The organism is Mycobacterium asiaticum (genome assembly GCF_001673365.1).
GTDB lineage: Bacteria > Actinomycetota > Actinomycetes > Mycobacteriales > Mycobacteriaceae > Mycobacterium > Mycobacterium asiaticum_A.
Genome location: NZ_LZLS01000040.1, coordinates 1 through 20342, shown reverse-complemented (window position 1 = coordinate 20342; position 20342 = coordinate 1). Strand labels below are relative to the sequence as shown.

Annotated in this window: 20 protein-coding genes; 3 read left to right on the top strand and 17 right to left on the bottom strand. The window is 66.1% G+C overall.

Translation table 11 applies throughout. The features are described 5' to 3' along the window. Positions 1 to 10: 10 nt before the first annotated feature. From alr to glmS, 8 genes are all read right to left on the bottom strand, one after another. Positions 11 to 1150 (bottom strand): alanine racemase, encoded by a 1140-nt coding sequence (gene alr / locus A5634_RS04230; RefSeq protein ID WP_065142830.1) that lies wholly within the window; start codon positions 1148 to 1150, stop codon positions 11 to 13. 139 nt (positions 1151 to 1289) lie between these two features. Continuing rightward, positions 1290 to 2675, bottom strand: coding sequence for a glutamate decarboxylase (locus tag A5634_RS04225; RefSeq protein ID WP_155769352.1), 1386 nt, complete (start codon positions 2673 to 2675; stop codon positions 1290 to 1292). Between the two features lie 23 nt (positions 2676 to 2698). Further along, on the bottom strand, positions 2699 to 4114 hold the full coding sequence (locus tag A5634_RS04220; protein ID WP_065142868.1) for a bifunctional ADP-dependent NAD(P)H-hydrate dehydratase/NAD(P)H-hydrate epimerase: 1416 nt from the start codon (positions 4112 to 4114) through the stop codon (positions 2699 to 2701). A gap of 59 nt (positions 4115 to 4173) precedes the next feature. Then, the gene (locus tag A5634_RS04215) at positions 4174 to 4896 is read right to left on the bottom strand and encodes a rhomboid-like protein (protein WP_065142867.1); all 723 of its coding nucleotides are present in this window, start codon (positions 4894 to 4896) and stop codon (positions 4174 to 4176) included. Positions 4897 to 4908: 12 nt separating this feature from the next. Further along, positions 4909 to 5748 (bottom strand): DUF4436 domain-containing protein, encoded by an 840-nt coding sequence (locus A5634_RS04210; RefSeq protein WP_065142828.1) that lies wholly within the window; start codon positions 5746 to 5748, stop codon positions 4909 to 4911. Then, positions 5745 to 6623, bottom strand: coding sequence for a DUF4436 domain-containing protein (locus A5634_RS04205; RefSeq protein ID WP_253861475.1), 879 nt, complete (start codon positions 6621 to 6623; stop codon positions 5745 to 5747). Before A5634_RS04205 ends, A5634_RS04210 begins: the two co-directional genes overlap by 4 nt. A 24-nt stretch (positions 6624 to 6647) precedes the next feature. Next, entirely contained in the window at positions 6648 to 7490 is an 843-nt protein-coding gene (locus A5634_RS04200) for a DUF4436 domain-containing protein (RefSeq protein WP_065142827.1), read from the bottom strand. A 13-nt stretch (positions 7491 to 7503) separates the two neighbouring features. Next, a complete protein-coding gene (gene glmS / locus A5634_RS04195; RefSeq protein WP_065142826.1) occupies positions 7504 to 9369 on the bottom strand; it encodes a glutamine--fructose-6-phosphate transaminase (isomerizing) in 1866 nt (621 codons plus the stop codon). A gap of 187 nt (positions 9370 to 9556) precedes the next feature. On the opposite strand from glmS, the gene A5634_RS04190 reads away from it, so the two are divergent. The 3 genes from A5634_RS04190 to A5634_RS04180 are packed head-to-tail and all read left to right on the top strand — an operon-like array spanning position 9557 to position 11808. After that, the gene (locus A5634_RS04190) at positions 9557 to 10396 is read left to right on the top strand and encodes a dienelactone hydrolase family protein (protein ID WP_065142825.1); all 840 of its coding nucleotides are present in this window, start codon (positions 9557 to 9559) and stop codon (positions 10394 to 10396) included. Then, positions 10393 to 10740: a nuclear transport factor 2 family protein gene (locus tag A5634_RS04185; protein ID WP_065142824.1), complete on the top strand. Its 348-nt coding sequence runs from the start codon at positions 10393 to 10395 to the stop codon at positions 10738 to 10740. Before A5634_RS04190 ends, A5634_RS04185 begins: the two co-directional genes overlap by 4 nt. Before the next feature lie 24 nt (positions 10741 to 10764). After that, the gene (locus A5634_RS04180; RefSeq protein WP_065142823.1) at positions 10765 to 11808 is read left to right on the top strand and encodes an LLM class F420-dependent oxidoreductase; all 1044 of its coding nucleotides are present in this window, start codon (positions 10765 to 10767) and stop codon (positions 11806 to 11808) included. Between the two features lie 14 nt (positions 11809 to 11822). Here the strand turns inward: A5634_RS04180 and A5634_RS04175 are convergent, their stop codons facing one another. From A5634_RS04175 to eccCb, 9 genes are all read right to left on the bottom strand, one after another. After that, the gene (locus A5634_RS04175; protein WP_065142822.1) at positions 11823 to 13112 is read right to left on the bottom strand and encodes a hypothetical protein; all 1290 of its coding nucleotides are present in this window, start codon (positions 13110 to 13112) and stop codon (positions 11823 to 11825) included. A gap of 2 nt (positions 13113 to 13114) precedes the next feature. Beyond that, positions 13115 to 13402, bottom strand: coding sequence for a type VII secretion target (locus A5634_RS04170; protein ID WP_065142821.1), 288 nt, complete (start codon positions 13400 to 13402; stop codon positions 13115 to 13117). Positions 13403 to 13445: 43 nt separating this feature from the next. Next, positions 13446 to 14783, bottom strand: a complete 1338-nt coding sequence (glmM, locus tag A5634_RS04165; protein WP_065142820.1) for a phosphoglucosamine mutase — start codon at positions 14781 to 14783, stop codon at positions 13446 to 13448. A gap of 118 nt (positions 14784 to 14901) precedes the next feature. Beyond that, positions 14902 to 15357: a 30S ribosomal protein S9 gene (rpsI, locus tag A5634_RS04160; RefSeq protein WP_081290188.1), complete on the bottom strand. Its 456-nt coding sequence runs from the start codon at positions 15355 to 15357 to the stop codon at positions 14902 to 14904. Next, the gene (rplM, locus tag A5634_RS04155; protein ID WP_065142819.1) at positions 15354 to 15797 is read right to left on the bottom strand and encodes a 50S ribosomal protein L13; all 444 of its coding nucleotides are present in this window, start codon (positions 15795 to 15797) and stop codon (positions 15354 to 15356) included. The genes rpsI and rplM overlap by 4 nt, the downstream gene beginning before the upstream one ends. A gap of 183 nt (positions 15798 to 15980) precedes the next feature. After that, a complete protein-coding gene (locus A5634_RS04150; RefSeq protein ID WP_065142818.1) occupies positions 15981 to 16283 on the bottom strand; it encodes a WXG100 family type VII secretion target in 303 nt (100 codons plus the stop codon). After that, the gene (locus A5634_RS04145) at positions 16283 to 16591 is read right to left on the bottom strand and encodes a WXG100 family type VII secretion target (RefSeq protein WP_065142817.1); all 309 of its coding nucleotides are present in this window, start codon (positions 16589 to 16591) and stop codon (positions 16283 to 16285) included. The genes A5634_RS04150 and A5634_RS04145 overlap by 1 nt, the downstream gene beginning before the upstream one ends. Positions 16592 to 16631: 40 nt before the next feature. Beyond that, positions 16632 to 17834: a type VII secretion-associated protein gene (locus A5634_RS04140; protein ID WP_065142816.1), complete on the bottom strand. Its 1203-nt coding sequence runs from the start codon at positions 17832 to 17834 to the stop codon at positions 16632 to 16634. Further along, on the bottom strand, positions 17831 to 20342 hold a 2512-nt coding region (gene eccCb / locus A5634_RS04135; protein WP_065142815.1), incomplete at its 5' end, for a type VII secretion protein EccCb. The genes eccCb and A5634_RS04140, both read right to left, overlap by 4 nt.

Below are 20342 nucleotides of genomic sequence, written 5' to 3'. Positions count from 1 at the left end.
ACTCAACGGTTTACGCCTCGCGATAGGTTCTGGTGATCCGACCCCGGACGCTGGTGACGACCTCGTAGTGGATGGTGCCGACGAGATCGGCCCAGTCCTGTGCAGTTGGTTCGCCTTGTGTGCCGGGCCCGAACAGAATGGCCTCGTCGCCCTCGGTGACGTCTGGCTTGCCCGGTCCCAGGTCGACGACGAACTGGTCCATGCAAATCCGTCCGACCCCGGGCCGGCGACGGCCGTTGATCAGCACCTCGAGACGATTGCCCAGCGCGCGGAACACACCGTCGGCGTAACCGATGGGCATCAGCGCCACGTTGGTGTCATGCGGCGCCGTCCAGGTGTGCCCGTAGGACACGCCTTCTCCCGCGTTGATCGACTTGACCAGTGCCACAGGGCATTTGACTGTCATAGCCGGCACCAGCCCCATGTCCCCCAGCTCAGGTACCGGGCTCAGTCCGTATACCGCGATGCCCGGGCGCACCAGGTCGAAGGTCAGGTCGGGACGGGCCAGGGTCGCCGACGAGTTCGACAGGTGCGCGACCTCGAACTCCACGCCCTGCTCGCGGGCATAGGCGAGCATTTCGCGAAACCGCTTGGCCTGCACGTCGTTGATGGATTCGTCGGGCGCGTCGGCGAAAACCATGTGCGACATCAGGCCGCGCAGCGTGATTTCTTCATCGGCAGCCGCCTTGCGCAGCGCGGCCAACACCGCCGGGTACTCGGCTGGGGCCACCCCGTTGCGGTTCAGACCGGTATCGACCTTGACGGTGACGGTGGCCGGCGTGTCGGTGCGCCGCACCGCCTCCAACAACTCCTCGAGCTGGCGCTGGGAGGAGACCGCGATCTGTATGTCGCCGGCCAGCGCGGGGCCGAAGTCGAAACCGGGTGGGTGCAGCCAGGCCAGCACCGGGTCGGCGATGCCGTCGGCGCGTAGTGCCAGTGCCTCCTCCACGGTGGCGACACCGAGCTCCGATGCCCCGGCGGTCAGCGCGGCGTAGGCCACCTTGGTGGCGCCGTGGCCGTAGCCATCGGCCTTGACCACGGCCATGACCTGTGCGTTCCCGGCGTGCTCTCGCAGCACCCGCACGTTGTGTGCGATAGCGCCAAGGTCGATGACGGCCTCGGCGAGTGGCGTAACGGACACGCCGACCATTGTCCCAGAGGATCGCCCCACCTCGCCGCCGAGCCGAACCAGGCTCGCCCCATCTCGCCGCCGAGCCGAACCAGGCTGCGGAATTTCCGGCCGATTTTCGCCGTGTGGTTCGGCTCGCGGGCAAAAGGGGAGCAAAAAGCTAGTGCGCGAAGTGCTCGGCGTCGTAGTGCCCGCCGGGCTTAAGCTTGTCCAGGGACGCCAAAGCCTTGGCGGCGTCGTCGTGAAGTGCCCTGGCCAGGTCTGCGGACAGCCCCTCACGCACCACGATGCGCAGCACGGACACGTTCGTCGCGTTGTCGGGCATGGTGTAGGCCGGCACCTGCCAGCCGTAGGTCCGCAGCTCATGGGAGACGTCGAACTCGGTGTAGCCGCGGTCGCGGGCCAGCCGGAAACTGACCACCGGGATCGCCGAACCATCGGTGATCAACTCGCAGTGCTCCCCGACACGCAACTGCTCCCCCAGCCAGCGCGCCGTCGACGACAACGACTGCATCACCTGGGTATAGCCTTCGCGGCCAAGTCGCAGGAAGTTGTAGTACTGGCCGACGACCTGGTTGCCGGGCCGGGAGAAATTCAGCGTGAAGGTCGGCATGTCGCCGCCGAGGTAATTGACTCGGAAAACCAGGTCCTCCGGCAGGTACTCGGCACTGCGCCACACCACGAAGCCGATGCCGGGGTAGGTCAGGCCGTATTTGTGGCCGCTGACATTGATCGACACCACCCGCGGCAGCCGGAAATCCCACTTGAGCTCGGGGTGCAGGAACGGCACCACGAAGCCACCGCTGGCCGCGTCGACGTGCACCGGAACGTCCGCGCCACCGCCCGCGGCAAGTTTGTCCAGGGCCGCGCAGATCGCTGCGACGGGCTCGAGTTCACCGGTGTAGGTGGTGCCCAGGATCGCCACCACGCCGATGGTGTTCTCGTCGACGGCCTCGACTACCTGTTCGGGGGTGATGACGTAGCGCCCCTCTTCCATCGGCAGGTAGATCGGTTCGACGTCGAAATAGCGGCAGAACTTTTCCCACACCACCTGCACGTTGGAGCCCATCACCAGGTTCGGGGTGCGCCCCTTCCAGTCTTTACCGACCTTCTCGCGCCACCGCCATTTCATGGCCAGACCGCCCAGCATCACCGCCTCGCTGGACCCGATTGTGGACACACCGCATGCGCTGGAAGGGTCGGCGTCGCTGAGGTTTTCGGCGTGGAACAGGTCGGCCACCATGCATACGCAGCGCTGTTCGATGGCCGCGGTCGCCGGATATTCGTCCTTGTCGATCATGTTCTTGTCGAACGTCTCGGCCATCAGCTTGCCGGCCTCGGGATCCATCCACGTGGTGACGAAGGTGGCCAGGTTCAGCCGGGAACTGCCGTCGAGCATCAACTCGTCGTGGATGAAGCGGTAGGCGGCGTCGGGGTCCATGGACTCCTCGGGCAATCGCAGCGCGGGAACCGGCGCGTTGAACAGCCGCCCGGTGTAGGCGGGCGCGATGGAGTGAGTGGCCATGGACGGGTGGCTGCGTGACACGACGATCCTTTCGGTGGGGGCTGTTAGAGGGAAGCCAGGGCGGCGCGGATGTGCCGCAGGATTCGCGAGGCCGAGGTCGGTGCGTCACCGGGCCCGGGATCGGCCGCCGAGAGCGCGGCCGCGCGCGCGTGCACGAACGCCGCTGCGGCGGCCGCTTCGGCGGCCGGCAAACCCGACGCAAGCAGCGCGCCGATCATTCCGGACAGCACGTCACCCGAGCCGGCGGTGGCCGCCCACGACTGCCCGGCCGGGTTGAGGTAGACCGGGCCACCGGGTTCGGCGATAACGGTGACGTTGCCTTTCAGCAGAACCGTGGCGCCGAACGTGTCGGCGAGCCGTCGCGTGGCGCCGATCCGATCGTCCCCGGGCGCCGACCCGGCCAGCCGGGCGAACTCGCCGGCGTGCGGTGTCAACACCGTCGGCGCGGCACGGTCGGCCACCAGATCGGGGTGGGCGGCCAGCATGGTCAGCCCGTCCGCGTCCACCAATACCGGCAGGTCGCTCTCCAACGCGAACCACAGTGCGGCAGCGCCTGTTTCGTCGGTTCCCAGTCCTGGCCCGACCACCCACGCCTGTACCCGGCCGGACGCCGCGGGGGTGGGCGCGGCAATGACTTCCGGCCAGTGCGCGAGCACTTCATGGTTGGCGCTACCGGCGTAGCGGACCATGCCCGAGGTGGCGGCGACTGCCGCGCCGGCGCTCAAGACCGCCGCACCCGGATAGGTCGAGGATCCGGCCAGCACTCCGGTGACGCCCTGGGTGTACTTGTCGTCATGGGATCCGGGGATCGGCCAGCGCGCCAAGACATCGCCGGCCTCGAAACCAAGGACGTCGGTTTCGGGCAGGTCGAGCCCGATGTCGATGAGTTCGAGGCGTCCGCAGTCGGCCAGCGCGTGAACCGGTTTGAGGCCGCCGAAGGTCACCGTGAGCGCGGCACGCACGGCGGGCCCGCTGGTCGCGCCGGTGGCCACATCGATGCCACTGGGGATGTCGACGGCGACGACGGGCACGGTCGGCGCCGCCTCGAACACCTCGGCGGCATTCGCCCGCAGCGGACCTGACCCGGAGATGCCCACCACTCCGTCGACAATGAGATCGGTTGCCGGCTGGACGTTTTCGACTATCCGACCACCGGCCTTGCGAAACGCCGCGAGACCTTTTCGGTGGGCGCGTTCCGGGTTGAGCAGGATCGCGTCGGCGGCCGCGCCGCGTCGGCGCAGGAAGGTGGCCGCCCACAGGGCATCGCCACCGTTGTCCCCGGAACCGACGACGGCGCAGATCCGGCGTCCGGCAACGCCGCCAGTGCGGTCCTTGAGTTCGCGGAGGATCGCGGTAGCCAACCCGTAGGCCGCCCGCTTCATCAGTGCACCATCGGGCAGGCTGGCCAACAGCGGCGCTTCGGCGTCGCGAATTGCGTCTACGGAGTAGTAATGCCGCATCATTGCCAGCATTGCACACCGCCGAGATTCGTGAGCCGACGTCGCTTGCGGGTGCGCTGCTACGAGGCGCCCTCTGAGGCCTCCGGTTCCTTGCGCCGTCGAAACAGATCCTTGAGTGTGGCCGGATTCCAGGGGGTGCTCTTGCGCTCGCGGGCCATCGGATAAAACGCCAGGCCGATCAGCAGAGCCGCGAAATGGCCGATAGCGGTGAAGCTCAGTTCGATGCGGTCCATCAAGATCAGGGGAAAGCCGAAAATCAATAGCAGCACCGCCAGATAGCCCCACCGCCATGGTCGCGCGATGCGATAAGTGAGAACGCCCATCACGCCCACCAGAAAGTAGCTGACGCCGATGTCGTGTGCACGCACTGATCTCTCCGAGGCCTCGCGCATCTCGATCGACAGGTACAGCAGGCCCTCACTGATATAGGTCGCCAATATGTGTGAACTCAATCCCACGGTGAGCCAACGCAATTGACGCAGCCATCGTTCAGCGGGCGCGAGGAAGATGGTGAACATCAGCAAGTACGGTTCCAAGCTCTTGCCGTCGATCCACAGCAGGCTGGAGAACAGCACGCCGAGCGGGTCAGTCGCCAGCGCGTGAATGTTGGTGTAGCGGTGCAGCAGGATCGAGTGCAGCTGATGACCGGTGAGGACGTTCTGCACGATCGTGGTGATCGTCAACACCAACAGCCAGCCGTAGGTCAGTGGCGCGCTCGTGACATATGCCCAGACGGCACGCACCAAGGCCCGCGCCCGCCGCGACACCGACTTGTTCGCCACCACCCAACCCTTTCACGACTTGTCGTAGTCAGGCGCCAGATGTCGCCACCAACACGTGATGTAGATCAGCATCGAAAGCACCAGGACGACGATCACCCAGAGAACAACCCTGATATCGATCCAGGAGCCGAACGGTGGCGCGTTCGGCAGCGCGTTTCGCAACGGCACCACCGCGAAAAGCATTGCCGCATACCACGTCGTCATGGGTGGCTGGAATTTCCGGCGGTCCCGCGCGGTCTGAACTGCCACAAAGAGGCCGATGCCGGCCAGAAGTATCAGCGCGCCGAGGATCACGACGGCGAATGCCACGGTGCCGGCCGAGCGCTGCAGGTTCACTTGGTACGGGGCGAGCCCGCGATCGTTGCCGGAGTCGCGAACGCTGATCTGCCATCCGGCCAGGCGGTCGACGAACCGCACCGCCGCGCGTTCCTGAAGTTGTTCGGGACCGCGGAAGAGTTCGACGGTGATCGGGCCCGACACGTAGTGGTCGAATGGCCAGTCGGCAACGTCGCCGCTGAGGGTGAGCGGTACCGGAAAAGTACCGGGCAGCATATCTTTCGACCAGGTCCGCTTGGTGGGCGACACCGCGGACGTCACAACGACGCTGAGATCCTCGGTGAGGCCGTGCGTTCGCGGATCCAGCATCTTGGGTCCGGGAGAGATCGCCAGGTTGGCCAGCAGCACGGTGTTGCTCTGCTGAACGTCTTGCAGATCGATCGTCACCGTGGTCCCGTCGGCCGCCGGCTGGCCTTGCGTCAGATCATGCGGGCCCTTGCCTGCGCTGCCGTACAGCGAGGTCGACGCGAAATAGGCCGCGATGAAGAGCAGTAGGCCCGCGATGCCGAGTTTCATGTGCTGCCTGCCGCTACGGTCGGAACTTGGCTGTCCTCAGGCGCAGTGTGCCGCCACCAGCAAGAGATGTAGAGCACCAGTGAAATCGTCAAGACGACGATGACCCACAGGACGATGGTGACGTCCATCCAGCTTCCGAAGGGCGGCGAGTCTGGCAGCGCATTGCGCAGGGGCATCACCGCGAACAGCATCGCCGCGTACCAAGTCGTCATCGGCGGCTGGAATTTTCTCCGGTTCCGCATCGTCTGGATCGCGACGAAAAATGCCATTCCGGCCAGCGCGATGAGGACACCGAGGATCAGCACAGCGAACGCCGTCGTGCTGTGCGAGCGGTGCAAATGCAATTGGTATGGCGTACGGAGTTCGCCGATGTTGATGCGGGAGACGTCGACTTCCCAGCCGAGCAGCCGGTCGACCAGAGTCACGGTCACCGGTGCGGGCACTTTCGAATCGCCGGAAAAGAGTTGAATGTTGATCGGTCCGGTCTGGTAGCGGTCGAAAGGCCAGTTTGCGATGTCGCCGGTGAGGCTTATCGGCACTCGAAAGACTTCAGGGACTGTGCCTTTGGGCCAAATGCGCTTATTGGCTTGGGCCAGCGAGTTGCCGACGACACTGAGGTCTTCCTTCAGGGCGCCGGTTTCCGGATCGACCAAGGCAGGCGCGAGCGCGACGGTGATGTTTGCTATCAGCGTGCCGTTGTTGGACTGGATGTCTTCGATGTCAACGGTCACCCTGGTGCCGTCACCCGAACCGTTGGAAATCTGGTGCCGATGGCCCATCCCGCTGTTGACATAAAGCGCGATCGCCGCGACGTACGCCAAGATGAAGACCGCCAAACCGATGATGCTGCGTGTCGACACCGATGTCTTCGCCACGGCATTACCTTCGCATGGCGCACATCAGGGATTGGCGGGCGCCTGCGCGTCAGGTGCCAGATGCCGCCACCAGCAGAACACGTACACCCCCATCGCGACCACGAGCGCCACGATCACCCAAATCACGATCATCACGTCCACCCAGGCCCCAAACGGCGGTGAGTCGGGCAGCGCGTTGCGCAGCGGTATCACGGCAAAGAGCATGGCCGCGAACCACGTTGTCATCGGCGGCTGGAATTTACGCCGGTTGCGCACCGTCTGAATGGCCACGACGAGGCCGAAACCAGCCAGCGCGACCAACACCCCGAGCAGGACGACGGCCAAGGCGACGGTGCTTGGCGACCGCTGCACTTCTACTCGGTAGGGCACGGCGTCCTTTCCGCCGGGCACCTGGACGTGCCAGCCGGGAAGACGATCGACAAACGTGACCGACGCGCGTTCCGGTACTTGCTCGGCACCGCGAAACAGATCGACCGAGATCGGGCCCGACCGGTAGCCGTCGAACGGCCAATCCGACACGTCCCCGTTGATGTTCAGCGGGACCGGAAAGACGCCTGGCTGGGTGCCTTTGGGCCAGGAGTGTTTCGTCGGTGTCGCCGCGGACGTGACTGAGACGCTGAGGTCTTCGGTGAGATTGCCGGTCCGCGGATCCAGCAGTGCGGGCCCGGGCGAGACGGTGAGGTTGGCAACCAGCACGCTGCGATACGGCTGGATGCCTTCGATGTCCAATGTCACCGTCGTTCCGTCGGCCGCCGCTTGACCGTCGGTGACGGGATGCGGCGGACCCATGCCGGTAATGGCGTACAGCACAGCAAGGCTGACATATGCGACGACGAAAACCGCGAAGCTAACGATGCCCCATCTCATTAGCTTCCGAAGACTATTCGACAGTTACCGACTTGGCCAGGTTTCGCGGCTTGTCGACGTCGTAGCCACGGGCCCGGGCCACCGATGCGGCGAATACCTGCAATGGGATCGTGGACAGCAATGGCTGCAAAAGCGTTGACACCGAAGGCATCTCGATCAGATGGTCGGCGTAGGGACGCACCGTCTCGTCGCCTTCCTCGGCGATGACGATCGTCACCGCTCCGCGTGTCTGGATTTCGCGGATGTTCGACAGCAGCTTGGCGTGCAGGGTGGCCTGGCCTTTCGGCGAGGGCATGACGACGATCACCGGCAAGTCGTCTTCGATCAGCGCGATCGGTCCGTGCTTGAGTTCACCGGCCGCGAAGCCCTCGGCGTGCATGTAGGCCAGCTCTTTGAGCTTGAGTGCGCCTTCCAGTGCCACCGGGTAGCCGACGTGCCGGCCCAAAAACAGCACGGTCGAAGACTTGGCAAACCGGTAGGCCAGCTCGGCCACCGGGTCGGTCGCGGCGATGACCCGGGCGACCAGTTCCGGCATCGCCTCCAGCTCGCGGTATTCGCGCTCGACCTCGTCGGGGTATTTGGTGCCACGCGCTTGGGCCAGCGCCAGGCCCACCAGATAGTTGGCGGTGATCTGGGCCAGGAACGTTTTAGTGGAAGCCACCCCGATTTCCGGGCCGGCCCGGGTGTAGAGCACCGCGTCGCATTCGCGCGGGATCTGGGACCCGTTGGTGTTGCAGATCGCCAGTACCTTGGCTTTCTGTTCTTTGGCGTGCCGAACCGCTTCTAAGGTGTCGGCGGTTTCACCGGACTGCGAGATGGCCACCACCAGCGTGCTGCGGTCCAACACCGGGTCCCGATATCGAAATTCACTCGCGAGCTCAACTTCCACCGGCAGTCGCGTCCAGTGCTCGATGGCGTACTTGGCCAGCAGTCCGGAGTGGTAGGCGGTGCCGCAGGCGACGACGAAGACCTTGTCGACCTCGCGCAGCTCCTGATCGGACAGGCGTTGCTCGTCGAGCACGATGCGGTTGCCCACGAAGTGGCCGAGCAGCGTGTCGGCCACCGCAGTGGGCTGCTCGGCGATCTCCTTGAGCATGAAGTACTCGTAGCCGCCCTTTTCCGCGGCGGCCAGGTCCCAGTCGATATGAAATTCGCGGTACTCGACCTCTGGGTTGCCGGTGAAGTCGGTGATGCGGTAGCCATCCGCATTGATAACCACGGCCTGGTCCTGGCCGAGTTCGACCGCGTGGCGAGTGTGTTCGATGAATGCGGCGACGTCGGATCCGACGAACATTTCGCCGTCGCCGATGCCGATGACCAGCGGCGTCGACCGGCGGGCGGCGATGATGGTGCCGGGTTCGTCGGCGTTGGCGAATACCAGGGTGAAGTGGCCCTCGAGACGGCGCAGCACGGACAGTACGGAGGCGACGAAGTCACCGGCGGTCTCACCGTGATGGAACTCGTGCGCGACCAGGTGAACCGCGACCTCGGTGTCGGTGTCGCTGGCGAACTCCACCCCTTCGGCTTCCAGCTCATGGCGCAGCGAGGCGAAGTTTTCGATGATCCCGTTGTGAACGACGGCGATCTTGCCGGCGGCGTCGCGGTGTGGGTGTGCGTTGCGGTCGGTGGGGCGGCCGTGCGTGGCCCAGCGGGTGTGACCGAGCCCGGCGGTGCCGGCCAGTTCGGTCGGGGTCATTTCGGCGATCGCGGCTTCCAGATTGGCTAGCTGACCGGCGCGGCGGCGTACCGTGAGCTTGCCCTTGCCGTCGACCAGCGCAATGCCCGACGAGTCGTAGCCGCGGTATTCCATCCGGCGTAGGGCGTTCATGACGACGTCGCAGGCAGGGCGCTGCCCGACGTAGCCGACGATTCCGCACATTCTGACCAGGGTAGTGCAGGTGCGGAATTATCACCGGGACCGCCGGTAACGGCTAGCTCGCTACCTGCACAAACGGCCTGTTTTGTCCCATCCGCATCAAACGCCGGCGTCTCGGACGGGTTGGCGCGAGCTGGGGGCACATTACCCATCCCCCTTTGCACTGCTGACGTCCGCTAACGTTCGGTGGGTGGCTCGGATCCGTAAGCTCATCGCCGCCCTCAACCGCCGCGGTCCGCACCGCGTTCTGCGTGGTGACCTGGCCTTTGCCGGCCTACCGGGCGTGGTGTACACCCCCGAAGCCGGGCTGAACCTGCCCGCTATCGCGTTCGGCCACGACTGGCTGACTGGCGCTGCGCAGTATTCCGGTCTGCTCGAGCATCTGGCGTCCTGGGGCATTGTGTCCGGCGCGCCGGATACCCAGCGCGGCCTCGTGCCGTCGGTGATGAATCTGGCCTTCGACATGGGCGTCGCCCTCGACATCGTGGCGGGGGTACGGCTGGGGCCGGGTGAAATCAGCGTGCACCCCACCAAGCTCGGCGTGGTCGGCCACGGCTTCGGAGGTTCGGCAGCGGTGTTCGCAGCGGCCGGTATGCCGAACAAGCCCGCGGCTGCGGTGGCGTTGTTCCCGACGGTGACAGCGCCCCCTGCTGAGCGACCTGCCGCGACGCTGGACGTTCCGGGCCTGATTTTGAGCGCACCGGGCGACCCCAAATCTTTTAACTCCAACGCGCTGGCATTGGATCTGGCGTGGGAGAAGGCAACGCTGCGCATCGTCAGCAAGGCCGAGGCCGGCGGTCTGGTGGAGGGACGCCGACTGCCCAAGGCGCTCGGGCTGGCCGGTTCGGACCGCAAGACCCAGCGGGCGGTCCGCGCTCTACTCACCGGCTACCTGCTCTACACCCTGGCTGGTGACAAGACCTACCGCGACTTCGCCGACCCCGAGGTGACGCTGCCCAAGACCGATGCAGTAGACCTCGAAGCGCCGCCGGTGACCCCCGAAGAGAAGATCGTGGCGCTGCTCAAATGACCGTCCACGACCTGTATCAACGCTGGATCACAGAACTGTGGGCCGGACGACCCATCGCCGCTGAGATCGTCACCGACGACTTCGTCGGTCACTGGCCGGACCGCGACATTCACGGCCCCGACGAACTCGAACAGATCGTCGCCCAGACGCGAAATATGTTGACGGACTTGACTTTTACCGTGGAGATCGGTCCGTTTCGCGACGGCGATTGGGTGGCCGCCCGGTGGGCCGGGTCCGGGCAGGCCCCCGATGGTTCGGTTGGCTTCACCGGCAATGACATTCTGCGCCTTGCCGCCGACGGCCGGCGATTCGCCGAGTACTGGACGGGTACCTCCTCGGGGTAGGTGACCCCGTGGTAAGTGTCGTTGATGCGCATCGGGATAGCACTGGATTACTCGGGCGGATTCCACGAGGCCGTCGAACGCGTGGTCGAACTGGAAAAGCTCGGCATCGACCTTGCCGTGGTGGCCGAGGCGTACGCGTTCGACGCCATCAGCCAGTTGGGTTTCTTGGCGGCCAAGACTAACACCGTCGAACTCGCCTCGGGAGTGCTGCCGCTGTACATCCGCACGCCGACGTTGCTGGCGATGACCGCCGCGGGTCTGGACTACGTCTCCGACGGCCGATTCCACCTCGGGATCGGCACCTCCGGGCCACAGGTGATCGAGGGCTTCCACGGCGTGGAGTTCGACGCCCCGCTGGGCCGTACCCGCGAAGCGGTCGAAATCTGTCGGCGCGTGTGGCGCAGGGAGCGGCTTGAGTACGACGGGAAGCACTACCAGATCCCGCTGCCGGCAGACCGCGGGACGGGCTTGGGAAAGGCACTGCACCTCATCAATCATCCAGTGCGAGAACGAATTCCGATATCGATCGCGGCACTGGGCCCCAAGAACGTCGAACTCACGGCGGAAATCGCCGAAGGTTGGCAGCCGGCGTTCTTCTATCCGGACAAGGCACATCTGGTGTGGGGCGAAGCGCTGGCGGCCGGCGGTGCCAAGCGGGATCCTGCGCTGGGGCCGCTGGACGTGATGGTCGGCACCTCGTTGGCCCTCGGCGATGATGTCGATGACCGGTTTGCGTGGATCAAGCCGCAACTGGCCCTCTACATCGGCGGCATGGGCGCCAAGGGTCGTAACTTCTACCACGATTTGGCCACCAGATACGGCTTCGGCGAGGTTGCCGACCGTATCCAGGAGCTGTACCTGGCCGGCCGCAAACGGGAGGCGATCGAGGCGTTGCCCGACGAACTGGTCCGCGGGGTGTCGCTGATCGGCCCGCGCGGCTTCGTCGCCGAGCGGTTGAGCGTGTTCGCCGAGGCTGGGGTGACCACGTTGATGGTCCGACCGGCCACGGCAGACCCTCGCGAAGCGGTGCGCTATGTCGAGGAGTTGTTGGAGCTTCGATCGCACTGATGCGCAGCTGAGTTTCACTGGCCGGCCTGCGGCAGTTCGTTGGCGGCGATCTCGCACGGCGTTGCCCCCGGCGGAAGCGGCGGTCTGGCCGGCGCGATAACGGGCTCGGCGCCCTGCACCGGCGGCGCCCCGGCCTGCACCGGCGGCGGTGACGCCTCCGGCACCGGTCGTGGCGCCTCCGGCACCGGTTGAGCGGCTACTGTGACCGGACCGCCGACGCGCCCGGTGGGCTCGAATGCTTTTGTCGCTTCGGGCTTTTCGGTCTGACCGGGTTCTGGCTCGTCCGGATCGTCCTGTTCGCCTTCTTCGTCCAGTGGTTCGTCCGCGTAGCCGGCTTGATCGGTGGCCGCTCCCAACAGGCTGTCTATCGCTTGCACAATGCGGCTCGCGAGGCCACCGAGCACACCGGCACCGCCGAGTCCACCGGCACCGCCGGACCCATCCGCACTGTCAAGCTCGCCGCCGTCACCGAGGCCGCTGTCCACACTCGCCATGCCGGAGGACTCGCTCACCCCCTGCCCCCATTCCGGTTGCACCAGCGGCGAATTCGGCGTCTGCACCGGCGCCGACACCGACGGTCGGGAAAATGTAGCCGGTGCGACGGCCGCCGCCACGGGCGCCGGACTGCCAGGCGACCGCGGTGGCGGACTGCTGGGACCGAAGTCGACGGGGCTTTCGAAGTGTGCTCGCGGCGTGGCGGCGAACTGGTCGGTGACCGTGTCGTAGCAGGCCGTGACGCCCGCTCGGTTCGAGTGCATGGCAGTGAGCCAGTCGTGGCGAATATCGTTGTCCACGTACGGCTTTATTTGTTGGTTGACGATATTCTGGGCCGCCGCTTCGGTGGTAGCCGCCGCGGCCGCGGCCAGCCATACCGGCTGGTGCGGCAGCGTGCGGTCGTCGATCGCGATAACGGTCGCGACCTTTGCGTCGACGAGATCCCACAAGCCGTCTCGCAACGACTCGCACCGCCGGGCCGCCGCCCGGATTTCGGCGACCACCGCGACGGCTGCATCGCAATGACGCTGCAGGAACGCAACCGCGGAGTCCGCACCCGCCCCCGCCCATACCCCCGGCACGGCAGCGAGTTGATCCCGCTGCAAGCGCAACGCTTCGGCCGCAAGGGCGGCGGCCGCGCGCAGCGCCGCGCAGTCGGCGTCGAGCGCGCGAAGATCAAGGCCGTCCTCACTGGAGTACAGATCGCGGATCGGAGTTGGATCGTGGCAGGCGCTTACATAGCTCTGCGTGTGCTCCACCGCCGGCAGTCCTTCCGCCAGCCGCCCGCTGACATCAAACCACTCGGCCACGGTCAGTCGATCCGGGCGGCGGCATACCGCTCGGCGTCCTGGTAGCGGTCGACACCGGCGCGCAATGCGAGCGCGATCTGCTGCGCCGCCCGGGACCACTGCGAAAGGTCGGCGGCCAGTCCGTCCAGCCCGGCGCGCACCGCAGCGCCGTATTCAGCATATTCGCGGCCGGCGCGGGCTCCACAAAAACTCAAGTGCGACAGGTGATTTCCTACCGCATCATCGATTTGCCCGGCCGCCGCGGAAATTCGGTCAGCGATCCGGTACAGCGCAGCACTTTCAACTCTCATACCTAGTTCGACGCGGCGAACGGCGTCTAGGTTCCAAAAAGATTTAGTCGGCAGTGCTGACCGCGTCGGCCACGCTGGTAGCCAACCGCTGCGCGATCTCCTCGTCGGAAGCTTCCACCATGACGCGGATCAGCGGCTCGGTTCCCGAGGGACGCAACAAAATCCGACCGGTATCGCCGAGTTCGGCCTCGGCCTGCGCAACCGCGGTCTGTACCGAGCGTGCCGCGGCGGCGGCGGCCTTATCGGCGACCTCGACGTTGATCAGCACCTGCGGCAACGTCTGCATCGCCGATGCCAACGCAGCCAATGACGAACCCGTCTGCACCATGCGGGTCATGAGCCGAAGTCCGGTGACGATGCCGTCACCGGTGGAGCCCAGCGCCGGCATCACGATGTGACCCGATTGCTCACCACCCAGGCTGTATTCGCCGGCCCGCAACTCTTCCAAGACATACCGGTCGCCGACGCCGGTGGTACGCACCGTCACGCCGGCCGCACGCATGGCCAGGTGCAACCCAAGGTTGCTCATCACCGTCGCGACCAGCGTGTCGGAGGCCAACTCGCCGGCGTCCTTCATCGCCAGGGCCAGCACCACCATGATGGTGTCGCCGTCGACGAGTTCACCGTTGGCATCTATGGCCAGGCAGCGGTCGGCGTCACCGTCGTGCGCCAGACCCAGGTCGGCACCCTCAGCGATGACCGCCGCGCGCAGCGCGTCCAGGTGGGTGGAACCGCACCCGTCGTTGATGTTCAGACCATTGGGCTCGGCGTTGATGGCGATGACCCGCGCTCCGGCCGCGCGATAAGCACTCGGCGCCGCCTCGGAGGCCGCGCCATGCGCGCAGTCGACGACGACGGTGAGACCGTCAAGCCGATTGGTGCTGGCCTTGCCGACGTGGCGCAGATAGCGTTCGGCGGCGTCCGCAGCGTCTATCACGCGGCCGATTTCCGCGCCGACGGGCCGCAAACCGGGCCCGGCGGCAACCAGGTTCTCGATCTGGTCCTCGGTGTCGTCGTCCAGTTTGTGGCCGCCGGGACCGAAGATCTTGATGCCGTTGTCCGGCATCGGGTTGTGTGAGGCCGAAATCATTACGCCGAAGTCGGCGTCGTACGCACCGGTCAGGTAGGCCACCGCCGGTGTCGGGAGCACCCCGACCCGTAGCGCGTCGACACCCTCGCTGCTCAGGCCGGCGATCACCGCGGCCTCCAGCATTTCGCCGCTGGCTCGCGGATCGCGACCGATGACCGCAACGCGACGTCCAGGCCCCGCCGAGCTCGCCAGGTGCCGCGCCGCCGCGGAGCCGAGCGCAAGCGCCAGTTCGGCGGTCAACTCACGATTGGCGACTCCGCGGACGCCGTCGGTGCCGAATAGTCGACCCATGCGGACAAACCTCTCACAGATAGCGACATTGCAGATACCCACTGTTGGCTGCGAGCGTGCGTCTTATACCCGCGACACGCCGAGCGACACCCGCTCGCAGCCAAAAAGTGGTCGCCGATCAGCGCTTGCTGTACTGAGGCGCCTTGCGGGCCTTCTTCAGCCCGTACTTCTTGCGCTCGGTGGCGCGCGGGTCACGGGTGAGGAAGCCGGCCTTCTTCAGCGCCGGACGGTCCTCGGGGTTCGCCACGATCAGGGCGCGGGCGATGCCCAGCCGCAGCGCGCCGGCCTGGCCGGACGGGCCGCCGCCGTGCAGCAGCGCGTAGATGTCGTAGCTCTCCAACCGCTCGACGGTGACCAGCGGAGCCTTGATCAGCTGCTGGTGCACCTTGTTCGGGAAGTAGTCCTCCAGGCTGCGGCCGTTGAGGTCGAACTTGCCGCTGCCGGGCACCAGCCGCACCCGCACCACGGCCTCCTTGCGGCGGCCGACGGTCTGGATGGGGCGCTCGAACACGAACGACTCGCTCTCGACCACCGTCTCGGTCACTTCGGTGGTTTCCAGACTGGTTTCGGTCACTGTGCCACCTGCTTGATCTCGTACGGAACCGGCTGCTGAGCGGTGTGGGGGTGCTCCGGGCCGGCGTAGACACGAAGCTTCTTCTGGATCTGTCGGCTCAACTTGTTCTTGGGCAGCATGCCGACGATCGCCTTCTCCACCACCCGGTCGGGGTGCTTTTGCAGCAGCTCACCGATGCTCCGCTTGCGCAGACCGCCGGGATAACCCGAGTGGCTGTAGGCCATTTTGCTCTGCAGTTTGTCGCCGCTGATGGCGACCTTCTCGGCGTTGATGACGATGACGAAGTCACCACCGTCGACATTGGGCGCGAACGTCGGCTTGTGCTTGCCGCGCAGCAGATTGGCAGCTGCGACGGCAAGGCGGCCAAGCACTACGTCCGTGGCGTCGATGACGTACCACGAGCGCGTGGTGTCACCCGCCTTGGGCGCGTATGTAGGCACAGCGCTTACCTTCTTTTCTCTCGGGTTGGATCCCGGTGCGACCCGGGTGCCGGTCAGACGTGCGGTTGGGGTTCGTCTCGGCGACCGACGTAGACCCGAGGAACCCTGGAATCCGAAGTACCCGGAGGTACCCGCACGCCAACGGTGCAGCTTACCGAGGGGCATCCCCGCAGGTCAAAATGACTAGCGCGCCCAACCGCCGGCAGCCCGACGATCGGCGCCGGCCACCTCGTCGGCGCCGTCGCGGACCGCGTGCCCCAACTCGACGAGTATCTCGTTGAGTGCGGTGGCCGCCTGGTGCCATTTGAGCTGTTCGGCCTGGTAGGCAGCGGCTGCCTCGCGGGTCCACAAATGTTGCAGCGGCGCGATCGAAGACCTCAGCTCGTGCAGCGCGGCATTGAGCCGGGCCGATGTGGTGTGAATCTCCTGGCGGACCGAGCATTCGATGGCGTCGAAGTTGTAGGAAAGTACCGGTTCGCCCGCCATCACAGATTCCCCCCACTGGCCGCGATGCGCTGGGCGTGGCTCTGACCCGCCTCGCGCAAGGCGGCCTCGTTGCAGCGGATGGTGTCGGCGATAGTGCCCAGGACGTGGTACAGGCGGGCCGACTCGACGTTCCAGCGGTCCAGCACGTCCTTGAATCGGGCGGCCGCAAGCCCGCCCCATACTGACGGCGGCACGCTGCTCACTCGGCCTACGAAGGCGTGCAGCATGGTCCGGATCTCCTCGTTGCGGGCATCGGTGGTGGCCGCGACCGCGCGCATCAGGTCGAAGTCGGCGTTCAAAGTAGTCATATTCGATTGGACGGCTGGCGTGCCCGTTTTGGTTCCACTTTCATTCCAGCGAGTGCGCTGAGCGCACCGCTTGCTCGCACGTCTCGCGAATGCTGTCCGGGTCGACGCGCCGGCTCTGGCATCCGATGCTGATCCGCACCGACCGATCGACCAGTACCGTCCACCGAACGTCGTGGACGGCCCTGACCTCGCGATAGGTCACCACTGGCCTCCCTGCGTGGAAACCGGAGGGGTTGAAGTCGACGAACACGCCAGCGGGCTCGGCGAGGATCGCACGTTTCAACCGATCGGCGGCGTCGGCCAGCGTCTCTGCCGGCGTCGGTGTTTGCGTGACGTGCAACGCCACCTCGGGGTCAGCTGGCGAGGTGACCTGTACCCGGGCCGAGCCGGGTCCGGCGACGACGCGCTGGGTGAGCCAGTTCGCCGGAATTGTCAATGCGACCCTGCCTTCGACCAGAACCGTGGTGGGCGCCGCCGGTGTGAGGACCGCGCGCCGCGGGTCCTCGCCGCTAAGCAAAGACAACGCCAGTGCCACTGCCGACACGCCGATGCCCGCGCAGACGAATCGCGCGACCGCTCGCCCCCGCGCATGTGGCGGCACCTGCGCGGCGACTGGCTCGGCGGGAATCATCGTGGCGGCTCGAGCCCTACGCCCCAATGCGTCGTCGTCAATGATCGTGGCGCCTTCCGGGACTGCACGGGCGATCAACGTCGCCAGCCGTGCCGCGTCGCCGACCGCGCTGGGCGCATCGATCAACACCTCGGGTCGCTGCATCGTCGCGGCTCGCCTGGCGACAATGGAGGCGACTTCTTCGGTGACCACTTCGGGTCCGCGCCGGCGTGAGACCGCGACGACGTCCAGCCCGGTGACAGCTACCAACCGGTCGGCGATCTCCACGACGACCGACGGTGCCTCGGACCCCGGCTGCGACAGCAACCAGGACCGCGGTTGTACGTCAACGTCTTCACCGAGCGTCCGCGTGGCATTGCGCGCCACGCCGACGCGCGCCGCCGGCCACCAGGACGGATGCACGACGACAAGGCCGCAGTGCCCGGCGGCCAACGAACTCAGCACGCTCGACCACAGCTCGTCGACCGCGACCGGCCGCTCATCCACCAGCACCACCGAGTCGTCGACTGCCTCCAGTGCCGCCGCCGCATCAGCGCCAACTTCGCCTGCACCGCAACACAATCGACGGACACGGTCGGGACCGACGGCAATGACTGCGCGGTGCGAGGTCACGGTGGCGGGCTCCAGGCGACCTGGATGAGCTGTTCGACGCCAGGAGCGCTGATCAGCACGCCACGACCAGGGGGCAGCGGCACCGGGGGCCTGGATCCGAGCAGCGCCCCTTCCTCGGCACGCCCGCTCATCATCAGTCCCAGACAGCCGAAGTCGCGCAGTCCGGCGAGCAGCGGTTCGAACAATGCCCTCGCCGCTCCCCCGCAACGGCGCGCCACGACGATGTGAAGTCCGAGATCCGTTGCGTACGGCAGATATTCGAGCAGTTCGTGTAATGCGTTGCCGGCCGGGGTGGCAACCAGGTCGTAGTCGTCGACGACGAGGTAGAGCTCCGGTCCGTTCCACCAGGATCTGTCCCGCAACTGCATCTGGTTGACATCGGGGCCGGGCATCCGCTGTCTCAGCACGTCGATCAGGCCCGGCAGCAGCGTCCCCAAGGCAGCGGGTGACATCGCAAAGCCGCCGAGATATCCGGATTCCAACACGCCAAGCAAGTTTCGCCGGAAATCGACGATGAACAGTTGCGCCTGTTCGATGGTGTTGGTGCGGACGATCTCCCGGCAAAGGGTGCGCAACATGGCGGTCTTGCCACAGCCGTTGTCTCCCAATACCAATAGATGCTCGAAGTCCACGGCCACCGGTTCGAGTCGTTCGCCGAGGCCGAGCAGGATCGCGGCGGCATGCTCGTTTTCCGAGATAACCGTGCGGTAGTCCACGCGGGCCGGCAACAGCGGTATCGGCGGAGCCGGCGGTCCGTCTTGGCGCACGTCGACTTCGGTGGGCAACGCGATCATCATGTGCGAACCATCGCGCGTCAGGCCGCGGCCGGGATGCTCGCCGGGCACTTCACGAGCCCGCCGACGGTCCAGTTCGGAGTCCGCCGGATCGCCGAGCCGCAACTCGATACGGCTGCCCAGCTGATCCCGCAACGCGGGCCTGATCTCCGCCCAACGAGTTGCCGACAACACGACATGTACCCCGTAGGAAAGTCCTTGAGCCGCAAGGGCGGTGATCGACTCTTCGACCGCTTCGAACTCCGGGCGCAGACTAGCCCAGCCGTCAACGACCAGGAACATCTCGGGAAACGAGTCCAGCGTCCCGTGGCGGCGGAAGTAAGCTTCGCGGGACCGCACCGCTGACTCCACTTCGGCGGTCATGCGCCGGACGAGCTCAGGTTGGCCTCGGTCGGCAACTGCCCCCACCTGCGGCAAATCCCGCAGCGCGGACAGCCCTCCGCCACCGAAGTCCATGCAGTAGAACTGCACCGCGTCGTGAGTGGCGGCCAGCGCGAGTATCAGTGTGCGCAGTGCGGTCGACTTTCCCGACTGCGGGGCACCGACGACCGCGACATTGCCCGCGGCACCGGATAAATCGACAAGTAGCGGGCTGCGGCACTGCTCGTACGGTCGGTCGACCACACCTATTGGAACCTGCAAATGCGCCGGCGGGCTGGTACACAGCAGCGCGCCCAGCGACGGTGCGGTGCCCAGCGGCGGTAACCAAACCCGGTGTGCGGGTGGCCCATGGGACGCCAGCCGTTCCAATACCGAAGCGACGACGGAGATTCCCGGCGCGACATCGGCAGGCGCGACTGCTCCCACGGGTTCGGCGGTGAAGGGCCGCACCACCAATGAGCTGGATTCGACAGCGCGCGTGGGCTGGGTCAGACCGGATACGGATGCGGCCTGAAACCGAATGAGTCCGCCGCCCGCGGTCCGAAGCAAGCCGACACCGGGAATGTTGGGCAACTCGTAGGCGTCCGCCGTGCCCAGCACCGCTCGTGACTCGCTGGCCGACAACGTCTTCAAACACAGCCGGTATGACAGATGTGCCTCCAGTCCACGCAGCCTGCCCTCGTCGAGGCGCTGACTGGCCAGCAACAAGTGCATTCCCAATGACCGACCCAGCCGTCCGATAGCGACGAACATGTCCGCGAAATCGGGATGCTGACTGAGCAGTTCGGAGAATTCGTCGACAATGACAAACAATGTCGGCAGCGGCGCCGAACCCGGGCCGCGTCCTTGCTCATATGCCGAGACGCTGGCGAATCCGGCCGCGCGCAGCAGCTGTTGTCGACGGTTCATCTCCCCCGCCAATGCTTCGCTCATCCGCGCGACCAGCGGTGCTTCCTCGGCGAGGTTGGTGATGACCGCGGCGACGTGCGGCGCCTCGGCCAGGTCGAGAAAGGTTGCGCCACCTTTGAAATCGACCAGCAGCAGATTCAGAACCTCCGGGGAGTTGAGCGCCAGCATGCCCAGCGTGACCGTGCGCAGTAGCTCCGACTTCCCCGATCCGGTGGCTCCGACACAGAGGCCATGCGGGCCCATGCCGTGCTCCGCGGCCTCCTTGATGTCGAGGTACACCGGTTGGCCCTCGGGGTTGACGCCGATCGGGACGCACAAGCGGTCGCGACGACCTCGGGTCCGCCACAGCGCGGCCGGATCAGAATCGCCTAGGCCCAGCATGTCCAACCAGTCTGAACGCGCTGTCGGGGCGCCGGAGTGTGCC

Bases quoted from the DNA above. Each gene is read 5' to 3' on its own strand.
- alr (WP_065142830.1), bottom strand. From the start codon at position 1,150: ATGGTCGGCGTGTCCGTTACGCCACTCGCCGAGGCCGTCATCGACCTT.
- A5634_RS04220 (WP_065142868.1), bottom strand. From the start codon at position 4,114: ATGCGGCATTACTACTCCGTAGACGCAATTCGCGACGCCGAAGCGCCG.
- A5634_RS04210 (WP_065142828.1), bottom strand. From the start codon at position 5,748: ATGAAACTCGGCATCGCGGGCCTACTGCTCTTCATCGCGGCCTATTTC.
- A5634_RS04200 (WP_065142827.1), bottom strand. From the start codon at position 7,490: ATGAGATGGGGCATCGTTAGCTTCGCGGTTTTCGTCGTCGCATATGTC.
- glmS (WP_065142826.1), bottom strand. From the start codon at position 9,369: ATGTGCGGAATCGTCGGCTACGTCGGGCAGCGCCCTGCCTGCGACGTC.
- A5634_RS04185 (WP_065142824.1), top strand. From the start codon at position 10,393: ATGACCGTCCACGACCTGTATCAACGCTGGATCACAGAACTGTGGGCC.
- A5634_RS04180 (WP_065142823.1), top strand. From the start codon at position 10,765: ATGCGCATCGGGATAGCACTGGATTACTCGGGCGGATTCCACGAGGCC.
- A5634_RS04170 (WP_065142821.1), bottom strand. From the start codon at position 13,402: ATGAGAGTTGAAAGTGCTGCGCTGTACCGGATCGCTGACCGAATTTCC.
- glmM (WP_065142820.1), bottom strand. From the start codon at position 14,783: ATGGGTCGACTATTCGGCACCGACGGCGTCCGCGGAGTCGCCAATCGT.
- A5634_RS04150 (WP_065142818.1), bottom strand. From the start codon at position 16,283: ATGGCGGGCGAACCGGTACTTTCCTACAACTTCGACGCCATCGAATGC.
- A5634_RS04145 (WP_065142817.1), bottom strand. From the start codon at position 16,591: ATGACTACTTTGAACGCCGACTTCGACCTGATGCGCGCGGTCGCGGCC.